The organism is Paenibacillus sp. J14, assembly GCF_000518465.1.
Taxonomy (GTDB): Bacteria; Bacillota; Bacilli; order Paenibacillales; family Paenibacillaceae; genus Fontibacillus; species Fontibacillus barengoltzii.
Map to the genome: position 1 here is coordinate 23,998 of NZ_JADQ01000011.1, position 16,618 is coordinate 40,615.

Annotated in this window: 12 protein-coding genes; 1 reads left to right on the top strand and 11 read right to left on the bottom strand. The window is 45.3% G+C overall.

Annotated features, from left to right (window positions below; genetic code table 11):
• Positions 1 to 49: 49 nt before the first annotated feature.
• Positions 50 to 751: a PIG-L deacetylase family protein gene (locus tag M891_RS0105560; RefSeq protein WP_028538129.1), complete on the top strand. Its 702-nt coding sequence runs from the start codon at positions 50 to 52 to the stop codon at positions 749 to 751.
• A 68-nt stretch (positions 752 to 819) separates the two neighbouring features.
• Here M891_RS0105560 and M891_RS23375 read toward each other — a convergent pair whose 3' ends face one another.
• The 11 genes from M891_RS23375 to M891_RS0105615 form a co-directional block, all read right to left on the bottom strand.
• Complete coding sequence (locus M891_RS23375; protein WP_307719246.1) at positions 820 to 3,156, bottom strand: fibronectin type III domain-containing protein; 2,337 nt, start codon at positions 3,154 to 3,156, stop codon at positions 820 to 822.
• 228 nt (positions 3,157 to 3,384) lie between these two features.
• Positions 3,385 to 4,269, bottom strand: coding sequence for a YitT family protein (locus tag M891_RS0105570; RefSeq protein ID WP_028538130.1), 885 nt, complete (start codon positions 4,267 to 4,269; stop codon positions 3,385 to 3,387).
• Between the two features lie 143 nt (positions 4,270 to 4,412).
• Positions 4,413 to 5,529, bottom strand: a protein-coding gene (gene prfB, locus M891_RS0105575) for a peptide chain release factor 2 (RefSeq protein WP_127576021.1) whose coding sequence is annotated in 2 segments (ribosomal slippage) — positions 4,413 to 5,456 and positions 5,458 to 5,529 — 1,116 coding nt in all. Because the reading frame shifts where the segments join, the coding sequence is not laid out codon by codon here.
• A 138-nt stretch (positions 5,530 to 5,667) separates the two neighbouring features.
• Positions 5,668 to 8,175 carry a preprotein translocase subunit SecA gene (secA, locus tag M891_RS0105580; RefSeq protein WP_028538132.1) on the bottom strand — a complete coding sequence of 836 codons (2,508 nt, stop codon included), beginning with the start codon at positions 8,173 to 8,175 and terminating at the stop codon, positions 5,668 to 5,670.
• Positions 8,176 to 8,399: 224 nt separating this feature from the next.
• Positions 8,400 to 8,951: a ribosome hibernation-promoting factor, HPF/YfiA family gene (gene hpf, locus M891_RS0105585; RefSeq protein WP_016314123.1), complete on the bottom strand. Its 552-nt coding sequence runs from the start codon at positions 8,949 to 8,951 to the stop codon at positions 8,400 to 8,402.
• A 131-nt stretch (positions 8,952 to 9,082) separates the two neighbouring features.
• Positions 9,083 to 9,589, bottom strand: a complete 507-nt coding sequence (locus tag M891_RS0105590; protein ID WP_016314124.1) for a VanZ family protein — start codon at positions 9,587 to 9,589, stop codon at positions 9,083 to 9,085.
• Positions 9,590 to 9,744: 155 nt separating this feature from the next.
• Positions 9,745 to 9,942, bottom strand: a complete 198-nt coding sequence (locus tag M891_RS0105595) for a cold-shock protein (protein ID WP_009225364.1) — start codon at positions 9,940 to 9,942, stop codon at positions 9,745 to 9,747.
• A 177-nt stretch (positions 9,943 to 10,119) separates the two neighbouring features.
• On the bottom strand, positions 10,120 to 11,466 hold the full coding sequence (locus tag M891_RS0105600) for a UDP-glucose dehydrogenase family protein (RefSeq protein WP_028538133.1): 1,347 nt from the start codon (positions 11,464 to 11,466) through the stop codon (positions 10,120 to 10,122).
• A gap of 69 nt (positions 11,467 to 11,535) precedes the next feature.
• The gene (locus M891_RS24565) at positions 11,536 to 13,419 is read right to left on the bottom strand and encodes a glycosyltransferase (RefSeq protein ID WP_051416851.1); all 1,884 of its coding nucleotides are present in this window, start codon (positions 13,417 to 13,419) and stop codon (positions 11,536 to 11,538) included.
• Between the two features lie 179 nt (positions 13,420 to 13,598).
• The gene (locus tag M891_RS24570) at positions 13,599 to 15,482 is read right to left on the bottom strand and encodes a glycosyltransferase (RefSeq protein WP_028538134.1); all 1,884 of its coding nucleotides are present in this window, start codon (positions 15,480 to 15,482) and stop codon (positions 13,599 to 13,601) included.
• A 10-nt stretch (positions 15,483 to 15,492) separates the two neighbouring features.
• Entirely contained in the window at positions 15,493 to 16,587 is a 1,095-nt protein-coding gene (locus tag M891_RS0105615) for a glycosyltransferase family 2 protein (RefSeq protein ID WP_028538135.1), read from the bottom strand.
• Positions 16,588 to 16,618 lie beyond the last annotated feature (31 nt).

The window sequence follows — 16,618 nt, forward strand, 5'->3', positions numbered from 1 at the left end:
GGTATATTTAAAAGGTGCTCATGAACCGTATAGAAGGAGGAGAAGCACCATGTCGAACGAAAAAACAATCGCATTCGTATACGCTCATCCCGATGATGAAACATTTGGATGTTCTTATTTAATCCGACAAATCGCGGATGAAGGAGGCAAGGCGGTGCTGCTTACGGCTACCCGGGGAGACGCGGGCAAAACCGGCCGCTTAGGGGAGATGACCCGCGAACAGTTAGCGGCCCGCAGGGATCAGGAGCTGGCCAAAGCCGCTGAGATCCTCGGCATCTCCGTCGTTGAGCAACTGGGGCTGCCGGACGGCAAGCTGAAGGAGGCGAATCCTGTAATGCTGCGGGAGAAGATCGCCGACTTCTTGCGGCGCCATCAGGCACAGGTGGTCGTCACGTTCCCGGAAGACGGCCTGTCCGGACACCCGGATCATATCGTCATCCATCACGCCGTAAACGATGTCGTCTTTGGGGGCCAAGCGCCAACCGTGCAGAAGTTGTATTACAACCAACTGGGATCGTACACTTCCGATCATTCCAGCGTGCTGCGCGTAGCAGCCGGCAACCGTTGGGAAGCCAAACGCCAAGCCCTCGCCGCCCATGAATCGCAAATTTGGAGCGTGGAGCGGGTATTTGGCGTATTGGGGCCGCAAGTACCGCCCCGTCACCAATTCGAATCGTTTGAGCTGGTTTGGGAGCGCGGCGAACGGTTCCCGCAAAAAAATGAGCAGTCTATCTATGATGGCTTGGTTTGAGGAACTTGTTGATCCATGGAAAAAAGCACGGGCTGAAGTGTTGACTTCAACCCGTGCTTTTAACGTTATTAATATTCTTCCGGATACGGAACAGGGTATCCCCCATCCTCCTCCGGCCCACTCGTACCGACATCGTATCCATTCACTTCAAAAGTAATAATTTTATCGAAGAATACGTAGTCTTTGCGACTTTTGAACGGCCCCTTGTTATTATCATGTTTATCAAAGGCATACATCACCGTTCCTACTCCGTTCGCCCGTCCTTCATACCAATTAATGAAGTCGTATACTTCTGCCATAGATAAGTCGTATTCTTTCTCAATCCCATTGTTTAGCGTAATCCGAAGCAGCGCTCTCTCTCCGGTCTGACCAGGAGGAGTAACTACATCGGCTTTTGGTGTGGCAGATGCCTCGTTAGAATTGGCGCTTTCACCTGTCGATCCAATCGCAGAGACGACATAATAATAAGTCGTACCGTTTACAACATTGGTGTCCGTGTAAGTTGTTGTGTTCCCCGGTACTGTAGCAATCGCCGTATACGGCCCGCCAGGCACCAGGGAGCGTTTCACGATGTAACTCGTCACATTACTGCTCGGGCTTGTCCAATTCAAAACAACTTTTTTATTCCCCGCGGATGCTGTCAAATTCATCGGTGCATCTGCAGGTTCTCCGCCTTTGCCAAAGACGTTCCATTCGTAGACATCACTAACACTTGTACCCACATTTTTTAGCACAACTGTCATAACGTTTTGGACAGGGGTAGGAAGGATTTCAACCTGATCTTTATTCACGATGTTGTATTGTTGTAACAAGTTATTGCTTGCATCATAGAACTCAACAGCCAGGTTAGTGCCACTGGCGATCACGGAATTGATTTCCACCGGTGAAGAAAATGTGTACCATGCTACGCCACCAGTAACCAAGACAAATTTTGTACGTGTATTGTTGTCTGTCAATTCACGTGCGGTACGCGTTGGGTTTCCTACCGTGTTACCAGCTTGGATTAATAGCCCATCCAACAATCCACCCGTATATTTGGTTGCATTTGGTGTAATGCTTTTTTCCGCTGAATTTCCGCTTTCCCCAGCCTCATTCACTGCGCTGACTACATAATAGTAGGTCGTTCCATTCGTTACGGCTCGATCTACATATGCTGTGCCTTTCACGTTCGCCAGTAAGCTGTAAGGACCGCCTGCTGATGTCGAACGTTTTACGTTATATGAGGCAGCTCCTGTGTTATCCCATTCCAACTTTACAAACTGATCACCGCCCTGGATCCAGTTAATGGTTGTATCTAGTGGTGGTGCTGAAGGGTTTGAAAATACATTCCATTCGTATACACTGATACTGCTAATTGACCCGTTTTTTAATACAACCGTTGTCACATCTTGTACTGGGGTCGGGAGCGTTTGAATTCCGTCATTTTTGATAAGATCATATTTCTGCAGCAAGTTATTATTGGCATCGTAGAACTCAACAGCCAAAACGTTACTGCTATTCACAATCACAGAGTTGATTTCTACTGGGGAAGAAAATGTGTACCATGCAAAACTTCCGGTTGTCATGACAAATCTGGTACCCGTATTGTTGTCCGTTATTTCACGTGTTGTTCTCGTTGGTGTCCCAACTGTATTACCCGCTTCGATTAATAACCCATCTAACAATCCGCCCGTATATTTGGTTGTATTCGGTTTAGCACTTTTTTCAGACGAATCGCTGCTTTCCCCCGCCTCATTGACCGCACTAACTACATAATAATAGGTCGTTCCATTGGTGACGGCTTGATCTACATACGTTGTTCCTTTAACGTTCGCCAGTAAGGTGTAAGGGCCGCCAGCGGATGTTGAACGTTTTACATTATAAGAGGCAGCTCCTGTATGATCCCAATCCAATTTTACAATTTGATCCCCGGCCTGGATCCAATTGATGGTCGTCGCTGTTGGTGGCACGGAAGGGACCGTAAATACATTCCACTCGTACACATTGATATTGCTTGATGCACCTTTTAAAACAACAGTAGTAACATTCTGTACTGGAGTTGGAAGGGTTTGAATCCCATCATTGCTTAAAACATTATATCTTTGCAGCAAGCTATTTTGATTATCATAAAATTCAATGATTCCTGCCCCACTACTCTTCAGCACGACAGAAGAAATTTCTACTGGGGAAGAAAAGGAATGCCATGCTACATTTGATGTACTAAGTATTCCTCTTGTCGACACATCGCCATCTGTCATTTCTGCAACCGTAGTCGTCGATTGCCCAACCGAAGCTCCAATCTCTATCGAAATCCCGTCCAATAATCCACCCGTAAATTGAGATGCCGCGTGGGTGGAAGCAGGATATGTAATTGAACCAGTTATAATTCCAACAGCAAGTAAGATGATGCCAATCAATCGCTTCAAAATAATGCCTCCTATGAGAAATAATGACTATCAGGCCTGATGATTTAAAGGCTACCACTCACGATACTGTTTGTCCAAACATAAATTCCTAGATCAGGATGAAAAATCTAATATTTTCCTTATAAGTATTGTTTATGTAAAATGTCGTTATGATAAATAAAAAATCCATAAGTATGGCCAGGTAGATCAATCTACTTGCCCCACACTTATGGATTACGTCACATTTCTCTAGGCTCTTTTAAACCCTTCCCCCAACACCTCATGCGCATTGGTGATAATCACAAACGCATTGGGATCCAGCGTCTGCACTAAGGTCTTGAGTCGCGTGACTTCGCTCTGCCCGACGACGACCATCAGCACGGTCCGCGCATCGCCGGTGTACCCGCCTTGGCCGTCCAGCTTGGTCAGCCCTCGATCCAGATGAGTAAGGACCGCTTGCGCGATCTCTTCCGTTCGGTCGGCGATGATATAAGCAACCTTCGTATAGTTGAAGCCCAGCTCGATGGCATCGATAATTTTACCGGTGATGTACAAGCCGATCAGGGCATAGAGCGCTTTTTCCGGGGTCAGCAAAAATAACGCCAACACAATCACTATCCCATCCATCATCACAACACAAACGGAAAGGCTCAGGCCGCTGTATTTCTGAATGATTTGCGCTAAGGTGGATAGTCCCCCTGTCGATCCCCGGCCTCGGAACACGATGCCAAGCCCGATCCCGACCCCGATACCTCCATATAACGAAGCCAGCAACGGATCTGTCGTCGGCACTGGAATGTCCCGCGTCAAGAAGACGAAGAACGGCAGCACCACCGTGCCCAACAAAGAACGGATGGAGTAGTCCCGCCCAAGCAACACGTAGCCGGCAATGAATAGCGGGATATTCAGGGCCCATTGCGTGTAGGCGGGTTCGATCCCAAATTGCGATTGAATGATGATCGATAATCCCGAGACACCGCCTGAGGCGATATGACTGGGGACCAGAAACAAATTAAACGCCAAGGCCGTGATCAGAGAGCCTACGATAATCATCAGCGTATCTATCGTATGGCGTACCGGACCGGCGACCGGGATATAGTCTTGAAGATGGCGTTTGCGAACTTTCGGTGGCATTGCTGCCCCTCCTTACTGGCATTTCATGAAATTGGTACAACGAAAAACCCACCCGTACCAAGCGTGGCCAAGGTGGGTCATATTTAGCAGCTTTAGCAGCGGCTCGGGCGGAATGGTCACACCAAGGCGCTCCGCCCTGCCGATTAATTCTCCGTGTTCGTTTTAATCTGACTGCGCAGATAACCGTCGATAAACGCGTCCAAATCCCCGTCCATCACCGCGCCGACATTCCCTGTCTCCACGTTCGTCCGGTGATCCTTCACCATGCTGTACGGATGGAACACGTACGAGCGGATTTGGCTGCCCCAGGCGATATCGGACTGCTCGCCGCGGATCTCATCCAACTCGCGTTGTTGCTCCTCGATCTTGCGTTCGTACAGCTTGGAGCGAAGCATCGTCATCGCCCGTTCACGGTTCTTGATCTGCGAGCGCTCATTCTGGCAGGTTACCACGATCCCAGTCGGGATGTGGGTAATCCGCACGGCCGAGTCGGTCGTGTTGATGTGCTGACCGCCGGCGCCGCTGGCGCGGTACGTATCGATTTTCAGATCCTCGTTACGGATTTCAATCTCCACGTCATCGCTGATCTCCGGCACGACGTCACAGGAGACGAAGGACGTATGCCGGCGTCCAGAAGCGTCAAACGGCGAGATCCGCACCAGCCGGTGCACGCCCTTCTCCGCCTTCAGGTAGCCGTAGGCATTGTAGCCCTTGATCAACAGTGTAACGCTCTTGATCCCAGCTTCGTCGCCCGGCAGGTAATCCAGCGTCTCGACCTTGAAGCCGCGTTTCTCCGCCCAGCGGGTATACATCCGCAGCAGCATTTGGCCCCAGTCCTGGGACTCGGTGCCGCCGGCGCCGGGATGCAGCTCGAGAATCGCGTTCATTTTGTCGTATGGCTGGTTCAACAGCAGCTGGAGCTCGAATTCCTCCAGCTTCTTGACGAGCTTCTCTACGGAGTCCGCTACCTCCGCAGCCAGCGATTCATCGCCTTCTTCCTCGGCGAGCTCCGCCATCATTTCCAGCTCATCGTATTCGTTTTGCAGCGCCGTATATTGGTCGACTGAGGATTTGACCGCATTCATCTCGGCGATAAGCCCCTGAGCTTTCTCATTGTCGTCCCAGAAATCCGGTGCCGCCATTTTCTCCTCATAGTTGGCGATCATCTCTTGCTTCAGATCTAAGTCAAAGAGACCCCCTAAGGTTAGTTAATTTCTTTGCGATTTCGCGCATGTCTTGTTTCACGTTCGCGTCGATCATACGTTGAATCACCTTTCTTTTATCGTATTCGGCTCTGTCTTCATCATGGGCCCAACGGGCAAAAACGGGCGTACCCGGGGATTCCCAGGTCACCCGCTAATGCTTGGTGCGAACCGTAACGGTCCGCGTATCCGTGGTTTATGCGTTTTGGCCGTGGCAGTGTTTATACTTCTTGCCGCTTCCGCATGGGCACAAGTCGTTGCGGCCGATCGTCTCGCCGCGTTTGACCGGGCGTTTCTCAGCCGGTTCGCCGCTTGTAGTGATTTTGTTCTCATCCACAACCGCTTGACGCTCCTGGTTCGTTTCGATCTGCGCCTTCATGATGTATGTCGCGACTTCTTCCTGAATGTTGGCGATCATCGCGTTGAACATCTCGTAGCCTTCAAATTGATACTCGCGCAGCGGGTCAGTACCGCCGTATGCACGAAGATGAATACCTTGACGCAGCTGATCCATCGCGTCGATGTGGTCCATCCATTTGCTGTCGACCGCGCGGAGAGCGATAACCTTCTCGAACTCCCGTACCATTTCCGGACCAATTGCTTCTTCGCGAGCGTTGTACTTCGTCAGGACGCGTTCAAAAATATACTCGACCATCTCATTTGGCTCTTTGCCCCACAGATCGTCTTTCGTAATCGCGCCTTCGTCCAGCAGCTTGCTGTTGACGTAATCGGCAACTTCTTGCAGTTCCCAGTTCTCCGGTATCTCGTCAGCGGTATGGGCTTCAACCACCCGTTCGATGACCGGCTTAATCATATCGAGAACGATTTGCTTAATGTTCTCCGATTCCAGCAGCTCCCGGCGTTGTTTATAGATAATTTCGCGCTGTTGGTTCATGACATCGTCATATTGCAGGACGACTTTGCGCACGTCGAAGTTGTTGCCTTCTACGCGTTTTTGCGCTGACTCAATCGCGCGGGTAATCATCTTGCTCTCGATCGGTTGGTCTTCCTCGAAGCCAAGGCGTTCCATCATGTTCAGCACGTTATCCGCACCAAACCGCTTCATCAGCTCGTCGCCCAGCGACAGGTAGAACTGCGTGGAGCCGGGGTCGCCTTGACGACCGGCACGACCGCGCAACTGGTTATCGATCCGGCGCGATTCGTGGCGTTCGGTACCTATGATATGCAGGCCACCCAATTCGGCCACGCCTTCACCCAGCAAGATGTCGGTACCGCGACCCGCCATGTTGGTAGCGATCGTCACGGAACCCGGTTCCCCTGCGTGGGAAATAATTTCCGCTTCCTCCGCATGGTATTTCGCGTTCAGCACCTTGTGCGGGATTCCTTTGCGCTTCAGCATCTCGGATACGCGTTCGGAGTTCTCGATCGAGACCGTACCAACGAGCACCGGTTGTTTTTTCTTATGACGCTCCACGATTTCTTCGACAACGGCTTTAAACTTGCCGTCAACGCTCTTATAAACAACGTCCGGCAAGTCAATCCGACGGTTCGGCCGGTTGGTCGGCACCTGGAGCACTTCAAGGCCGTAAATTTTCTTGAATTCTTCTTCCTCGGTCTTCGCCGTACCGGTCATCCCGGCCAGCTTGCGGTACATCCGGAAGTAGTTCTGGAACGTAATCGTCGCCAGCGTCATGCTTTCGTTCTGTACCTCGATGCCTTCTTTGGCTTCGATTGCCTGGTGCAGCCCGTCGCTGTAGCGGCGGCCCTGCATGATCCGACCGGTAAATTCATCGACGATCAGCACCTCGTCATCGGTCACGACGTAATCGACGTCGCGGCGCATGATGACGTTCGCTTTGAGCGCCTGCACCACGTGGTGGTTCAGCGTAACATGTTTATGATCGTACAAGTTATCAATGCCAAAAACGCGTTCCGCTTTAGCAACCCCTTTTTCGGTCAGCGAAACAGCCTTTACTTTAATATCTACCGTATAATCTTCCTCCGGCGTCAGCGTCTTCACGAAACGATCGGCTGCATAATACAGCTCGGTGGATTTCTGAGCTTGGCCGGAAATAATCAGCGGCGTCCGCGCTTCATCGATCAAGATGGAGTCCACTTCGTCAATAATGCAATAATACAGCGGCCGCTGAACCATCTGTTCTTTGTAGAGCACCATGTTGTCGCGCAGGTAGTCAAATCCAAACTCGTTGTTCGTGCCGTACGTGATGTCGCAAGCGTAAGCTTCTTGTTTCTGCTCATGCTCCATGCCGTTGAGGTTCACCCCAACCGTCATGCCGAGGAAGTTGTAAATCTGCCCCATCTGCTGGCTATCGCGTTGTGCCAAATAGTCGTTGACGGTAACGACATGCACACCTTTCCCCAGGAGCGCATTCAAATAAACCGGCAGGGTTCCGACCAGCGTCTTCCCTTCACCGGTTTTCATCTCCGCAATCTTGCCTTCGTGAAGCGCCATACCGCCGATCAGCTGCACATCAAAATGACGCATCCCGAGCGTGCGTTTCGAAGCTTCCCGTACTGTGGCAAAAGCCTCCGGCAACAAATCATCCAGCGTCTCGCCTTTCTCGATCCGTTCCCGGAATTCAGCGGTTTTCCCTTTCAATTGCTCGTCCGAAAGCGCCTCAAATTGCGGTTCTAATGAATTAATATAATCTACCGTCTTCATCAGACGTTTGACATCACGTTCATTCGTGTCGCCAAATATCTTTTTTACTAATCCCAGCATGATTTACCCCTTTCACGCATAAACAGATGATTTGCCTAAATTGTAACAGTTTGTAAGGCACGCCGCAACACGCCCCGTCACGTCTGCATTGCGGTAAAGCGCCTTTGTATACGAATAAAGAGCCCTATCCGCGGGCGGATAAGGCTCGTTTCCTTTGCGTAAGTATCACAGGAATTACCACCTAGTTTGAAGCAAGTTGCCATGATTGCACGGAGTGCAAGGGGTTAATCCTGTTCAATCAAACCGTATTTGCCGTCATTGCGCTTGTAGACGACGTTCACTTCTTTAGTGTCGATGTTCGAGAAAACGAAGAAGTTGTGTCCTACCATATTCATTTGCAAAATCGCTTCCTCTACGTCCATCGGCTTCAAGGTAAAGCGTTTCGTACGAACCACTTCCAGCTCTTCCTCGCCTTCATCCAGCGCAACGGAGCCTGCGGTCGTGCCCTCTACAAAGAGGCTGTTCTTCACGCCTTTCTGGCGCAGTTTACGGTTGATTTTCGTTTTGTGCTTGCGGATTTGACGTTCAAGCTTGTCCACAACCGCATCAATGGATGCGTACATGTCATCGCTGCGATCTTCCGCACGGAGCACAACGCCGGTCAAAGGAATCGTTACCTCGACCGCGTGCAAGCCTCGTACCACACTTAACGTGACAGTACCGTCTGAGGTAGGGGGTGCATCAAAGTACTTGTCTAGCCGGCTGAGCTTCTTGTCTACGTAGTCACGCAAGGCCTCAGTCACTTCAATCTGCTGTCCTCGAATACTAAAATTCATAGGGCACTCCTCCTTTGCTTTGCACCTTTATTATACCATGACGTTAAGGCAAAGTAAAAAGTGTTAAAGGTCTGTAAACCACCGCGATATCCGTAAAAAAAGACGGGCAGATCGGCAAATCCCCCGCGCTTTCAAGCCCGGCGATCCTTCCGGTTTCCCCACCAGGATTTCAACAAAATCGTGAACGCCGCCCCACACGCGGCCCCGATCGTATCCAGCAGCACGTCCTGCACCATCGCCGTCCGCCCCGGCGTAAAGCTCTGATGCAGCTCATCCGTACAGGCATAGAGGAATGCGATCAAAATCGCAAAGAGCAGACATCGCCGATTGGATCGTCCCCGACCGCCTAAAGCGTAAACCAGGAACGCTGCCAGTAAAGCATAACTGCCGAAATGCGCCGCTTTGCGAATAAAAAACTCGATGAAGCTCGCCCCGCCCACACTGTCCACACTGATTTCATAGTCACCATAGCTGAACCGGATCCCGCCGAATCGATTCTCAATCCACTGGTCCGAGGTGCTCTTCTCAATTTCCGGCACCAGCGACTGCTCCTCATAAGACTGCGAAGAAAACCCAAAAAGAATCGCCATCATCGCGATCGCCGGCAGCCAGCGCAGCCAAGGTCGAAGGTTGTGCAAAGGAGGTCACCTCATTCGATTACGAACTCATTCACTTTAGAAAATTATAGCATAATAAAAATAAGAAAACCCCGGGTTCCCCCGGGGAGTTGCTAGCGAATCTTTAATTGTTAACCATCGTACCGTTCATATGTAGGTCGGCTGTGCCGGGATGATTACAGTTTGATTACGTTAGCGGCTTGTGGACCACGTGCGCCTTCAACGATTTCGAACTCGACGGATTGGCCTTCTTCCAGCGTTTTGAAGCCTTCAGCTTGGATCGCGGAGAAGTGTACGAATACGTCGCCGCCTTCTTCAGTTTCGATGAAACCGTAGCCTTTTTCTGCGTTGAACCATTTTACTTTACCTTGCATGCACTAACATTCCCTTCATTATCAAATAAGAGTGTGATCCTTGTAACCAAGCCCCACATGTCTGACTATACCACCCAAGCTTATCCAGTGTCAATTACCAAGGAAAAGGTTTTATTGTAAGGAATTTGTAAATATTTGTCGGATTTTAGTCATTTCAATATAGAGATAGAAATCTCACTAATCCTTATTAACCGTGAAACAAGTTTTGGCATCATCCAACAGAATACTTGCTCTACCAATTGAATGATACTCAATTTGATACTTTTGAATATCTGTTTTGCTAAAACAGTTCCGACCATCGAAAATAATCGGTGTCTTCATTTTTTCTACAAATTTCCCCAATTCATATTCACAAATTTCAGGCCATTCGGTCAAAATCATAGCACAATCGACATCCTGTATCGCCTCTTCGATTGAATCCACGTAAGATACCCCTAGTGGAAGGACCTTTTTTGCTTTTTCGGTGGCGATTGGATCGTATGCTATCACTTTTGCCCCCGTCGAAAGTAGTTCATTGACTACCGTAATGGATGCTGCTTCCCTCATATCATCAGTGTTGGGTTTGAATGCAAGTCCCAATATAGCAACGGTCAGCCCCTCAAGAGAACCAAACCGTTTCTTTGCTTTTTCTGTCAGAATGCTTTGTTGTTTTTTATTTACTTCAATAACCGACTTTAATAATTCAAACTGATAATTAGCATTTCCGGCTATTTGCATCAAAGCTTTGGTGTCCTTAGGAAAACACGAACCTCCATAACCAATGCCAGCATTCAAAAAGTGCTTCCCTATCCGTTTATCCATCCCCATCCCTAAAGCCACTTCAGTAACATCTGCGTCTAATTTTTCGCATAAATTCGATATTTCATTAATAAAACTTATCTTGGTTGCAAGAAAGGCGTTGGAAGCATATTTAATCATTTCAGCACTTCGAATTGACGTTCTAAAAACAGGCACCTGGAAAGGTCGGTTTATTTCTTCGACAATATCTGCAGCAAGTTTGCTATCGGAGCCTATAATAATACGATCTCCATGGAATGTATCATGGATAGCGGATCCCTCTCTAAGAAATTCCGGATTTGACACAATATCGACAGTAATGTTATCAGAGAACTTGTTATACTCGATGATAGCCTTTATTCGATCATTTGTTCCAATGGGCACAGTGCTTTTTGTTACAATAACGACATCGTTTTTAATATACTTTGCAATGGCAAGTGAGGCATTTTCAACAGCACTTAAATCAGCAGTACCGTCATCATTGGACGGGGTACCGACAGCGATATAAATAACTTGCGCTTCATCTATTCCTTCTTGAAATTCACTAGTAAAACTAAGGCGATTTTCTGCTATATTTTTTTGGATCATCTCTTGAAGTCCAGGTTCATAAATCGGGGAAATTCCACTTTTTAGCATTCGAACCTTTGCCAAATCGACATCAATGCAGGTAACCTTATGCCCAACTTCGGCTAAACAAACACCTGTTACTAAACCTACATACCCTGTTCCTATGACCGCAATATTCATTATGATCACTCCAAGTCTGTAGAAACATATATTTATTACTATCGGTCATCCTTAATAGCTTCTAGAGAGTTAAACATCTTTTTGAGTAATCATATCAAGCAAAGAGTAAATACTCGAGACTAAATCATGGTCCCCCCAGTTATTTTGAACAGCTGCACCTGCTAATTTATGGATATTCTGAATCGCCTCACCACTAAAGCAAGGGTAACCAAAACTTGCTGCATTAGCTTGAACAATCATCAGATCTTGCTTAGCCTCTCCTAGCAGCCCTCTTGCAGCATAAACGAATGCTCTCTCAAGAAGTGCCTCAAGCATCAGGGTGATATTATCGGCTTCAAAAACCTCTCTATACATTTCATTGATCGGAATCGTCTGGTATAACTTTCTAAAGATAATTTGTTCATACTTTGCTGTTGCCGAATCCAATTTTGAATACTCCACAGGATCATTGGCTGAACCTCTGCTAGCGGCGTGCATCCGATACAACACAGTCGGAACTGGCAAGTAGTCAATTTTATATAAATTAGCCAATCTTAACCAAAAGTCATAATCTTGAGCTCTAGTTAGCTGAGTATCCCAACCGATTAATTGATCAAGACAACTTCTTCTAAACAAAACTGTTGGCCCGTGTACAAAACACCCACGCATTAATAATTTAAAATCTAAGTCAACTCTTACTGGAGATAAGTCATGTATACTTACAACCTGTCCGTTTGTATCGTTAAAGTTAATAGAGCGCGTATGAACCATTCCCAGTTCGGGGGAAACCTGGAATCTTTTTAATTGGAGCTCCAATTTTAATGGTAGTGCGATATCATCATCGTCAAATACCCAAATGAATTCCCCATTAACATGTTTAATAGCTTCATTTAAGGCAGATGCTTTGCCCCCGTTTTCCTTATAAATGTATTTTATTCTATCCATATAAGGGGTGAGCAATTCTTTAACAGGAATTTCTGAACCGTCATCAACCAATATAACTTCAAGATTCTTATGCGTCTGGGCAAAGACAGATTCTATCGACTCAAATAAATAATCGGGTCTATTATAGGTTGTAATAATGACGGAAACCAACTTATCGCTTGATGGCAAACTATACAACGGCGGCAAGAATAATGAGCAAATATCTATATGATCTTCAACCCCAGGCAAGTTATCACTGACCGGTTTCGTTAAAACTCCTAAGATCCATTCACTTGGAACATCATCAATCCACTCTAATGAACAGTCTACCGCGTATTCAACAAGACCGTTTAATAGTTGTTTACTAAATATATTGAGATGGTCGGGATCCGGAATGGAGTACCTATTGGGAACGCTTATAATCACTTTGCCTCCCGGTTTACATACTCTATAGGCCTCTTTAATAATTCGTTTTGGATCGTTAACATGCTCCAATACTTCCGCAACAACTACCGTATCGAAATATTGATCAGGTAGATTTAGTTGATAACCATTGCCCACTTGAAATCTGCAAGTGTCAATCCCGAGTTTTGCCACTTTATACCTTGCAAGATCAACAGCAACAGGGTCAATGTCAATTCCATAAAGCGTTGCTCCGTGTGCTGCAATGAAAACCGACAAGTCACCATTTGCACAACCTATTTCTAACACATTACCGGTACATAACGGCGCAGTAACAGCCATTCTCTTTAATTCTTGCTGGTTACGGACTCTTCGATAGTTATCCCACTTCTTAGAGAGGTTAATATCATTAATGTTCAGTAAAACTCTATAGATTTGATTTCCGATAACTTCCTCAATATACTGACCGGACTTCGAAAGATACCATTCTGCAAGTTCTTCGTTACCAACGATCATGGACAATAGAGCTAAGCATGCTTCCGCTTCTTTGCTTTCAGAGCCTGCGGTTAATTCAGAGAAGCAATGCTCATAAGCTTCACTAAGGTTGTTCTCTTCAATTAAACGTATGACGTTTTCTGATAAGGACATTTATCAAACGCTCCTGTCTGTGTTTTCAAAAAAAGTACGGATACAAAAACCAATTCTTTATAAATACTTATATCGGCATTCGATTTGATTAATATTACAGGAAATAATATCCGTAAACAGCAAGAACAATGGACATGAAAATTGGCTCCCGAAAATACAGGAGCCAACGAATACTCAAGCTAATCATTTACAATTATTGATTCAATCCACGGAGATTTTAGGCTATTCCTTTTTAATTCTTGTACTAATGCTGCTCCCGCAATTTTATTTTCCATTTTGAGCAACCTCAATAGCCTATAAGAAGTCTGATAATTCTTATCGAGTTGATATAACTTTTCAGCATAATAGATAGCGTCTTCCACTTGTCCTAATTTCATTAATATATCGCTTACCAATTCATAAATATTGATATTCTCTTTTTTATTTTCAGATTCAATGATTACCTCAAGTGCCAATTCCGCAAAACCATTTTTATTTAATTCTTTGGCGATCAGATAACGAAGTCTCGGATTGACGGTAGTCCCGATTAATGTTTCCAAACAATCATATTTCTGTAACTTAATCAAATCAGAACATAGGTGACTCCAAAACTCCTCTGATTCCTGCGATAATTCCAAACCATTGTCTTGATGCTGCTCAATTAGTTCTCTCCACCACTTCCATTCTTTATCTCTAAGCCCAAGCTCACTTTTAAACCTCGCCATGACATCAAAAGAATTAGTGATGAAACTTAATAGGAATAAGTCCCTTTTAGAATAAGGCTGAAGTTTACTAATGTGACTCCACTTCATTAACGCCTGATCATAATCGCCATCAATCATATCGATCCAAGCTCGAATCTCATCGTCTATTTCAACTCTATAGCACTTGATCAACTCATAAGTTACGGGATGTCTTAATTCATATAATAAGGACAAGAACTGCTGGATACGCTTGACGTCATTAAATGGCCAAATTTTTATCATAGCTGCTAGTAAATCTTGTCCAGATAAATTTGGATACAAGTCCGTGAACAGCTTTACAAGATAAAGCAAATCAGGTGCCTCTTTAACGGCAAGAAAAAAATGTTCTTGTGCTTGTTCATATTCTCCCTGTAATAAATAAAGTTCACTTAGCCTACTATGAGCAAGGTAGGAACCAGAACCATCATGATGATCATACTCTTTAATTCCAGAATCTTCTCCTAGCTCAAGGCATTTATTAAAGCATATCATAGCGTCTTCAACATATCCTATTTGTTGATACACACTTCCGACCTCATACCACATAGTTGGGTTTTCAGGGTAAAGTAAAATACTATCCGAAGCAATTTCCAACGCTTGCGGATACTGCTCCAATTTAAGAAGAGAATTTATCAGAAGGATCAGCATTCTGGAAGTAAACGTTTGATTTTTTGCAATAGAATACGATTTTTTAAATGCATTCACAGCATTAGCATACTGTCCTTCATGATAATACTGGAGGCCTAAATTATAATAGTTAAAAGATGTAGGGCTTGTTAAAATTGCATTTTTGATAATCTCCATATTTCTTTTGCTTTTATTTTTACCCTTTACGATGCTGTCCAAATACCCATCGTGGTATATTACACAGTTCATGTACCCACTAGGTAAATGTGCATTTTTCTCTAGGTTTATCTGCTCATGAAGCTTACCTTCGTATCTCATCGACGGCTGGTTCCGAAATAGTCGAACAAACTGGTGAGTCTGAGTTCGTCCCATTCCCAACTCATTTCGAATACGGAGGAAGTAATAGGCTTTATCCAGTTCGCATTGTAAATTTTCTACACCCTCATATAAATATTCGTCCGCATCCAAATGCAAAATATACTCACCAGTGGCTTGATCCAAAGCATAATTTCGAGCTTCAGAAAAATCATTCGTCCATTCGAATGAGTAGACTTTATCGGTATATTGCTTCGCAATCTCGATAGTCCGATCTGTAGAGCCCGTATCCACAATAATGATTTCACTCACGATATTCTGAACGCTGTTAAGACATCTTTCTAAGCATCTTTCCTCATTTTTCACAATCATGCAAAGCGAAATTGATGATTTTTTCATAGATGTGTCCTCATTTCACTTGATTTAAAAGATTGAGTCTTTCCAATGCCAGGCCAAACCCTTGTTCAAAACTAATCCTGTAATGATATTCAGCCAATTGGATGTCTCCGCTTAATTCGAAGTATAGTCCCAGATTATAATGAGATCGGTACGATCCTACCCCTTGAACCGATTCATATTTGCCTTTAGAGACTTCCCCAATTTCGATACAAGTGGCGAAGACATCTGGAATTTGCGGAAACCATTCAGGATTTCTTGCTTCGATTACGGCACAACCATATATATAATATAAATCGGTGTAATCCGGATAAAATTCAATAGCGGTATTAATAACATTCGATAATTTGTCCCATTCCTTCAATTTCATTAATATATTGGCATAGTCGAGAAGCAAAGTGCTATGATAGTTAGGGTAAGGGGCTTTGATTAAATCCAAAGCTCTTTCAAACCACTTTTTGGACTTTATCCATTCATTCATATGCCCATAGGTTCGTCCCAATTGAAATAACAAGTATGGATTGTTAGGATCTTCTTTATGTTCCAGTAAAAGTAAACTAATATTTCTCTGGTACTTATTCTTTTTATTTATCTCTTCCTGAGTATATCCTTTATGATAAAACCTAATGGAACTATTAACTACTTTTGGAGATCCTCCTCTATAGTAAAGTTGCTCATGTATTCTGCCCTTAAAAATAAAATCAACGTTATTAGGAAACATTCTAGTAATCCAAGATACCGACAATTGTCCATTCGCTGTTAAGCTTTGTATTTCGATCCGCGCAGCTACTTCTTGGCTAACAATAACTTTCTTGGCCGCTTCCTCTAAAGCTTGATTGTCTCCAACAAATTCCTCATCAGCATCCATTATGAGAATAACTGGGGCTGTGGCTTGCATAATGCTAAAATTCCTGGCCTCCGCAAAATGATTATCCCACTTTCGCAGAAATACTTTCGCCCCCAATTCTCTAGCAATTTGTGCCGTTTTATCATCTGAATAGTGATCAACCAAAATAATCTCACGGACAAAAGGATTTATTGAACAAATGGCCTTTTCAATTGAGTGTTCTTCATTCCGTGTAATTATGCATACAGATATGTCATTCAAAGCATCATTCCCCCAATACTATAGAGCAACA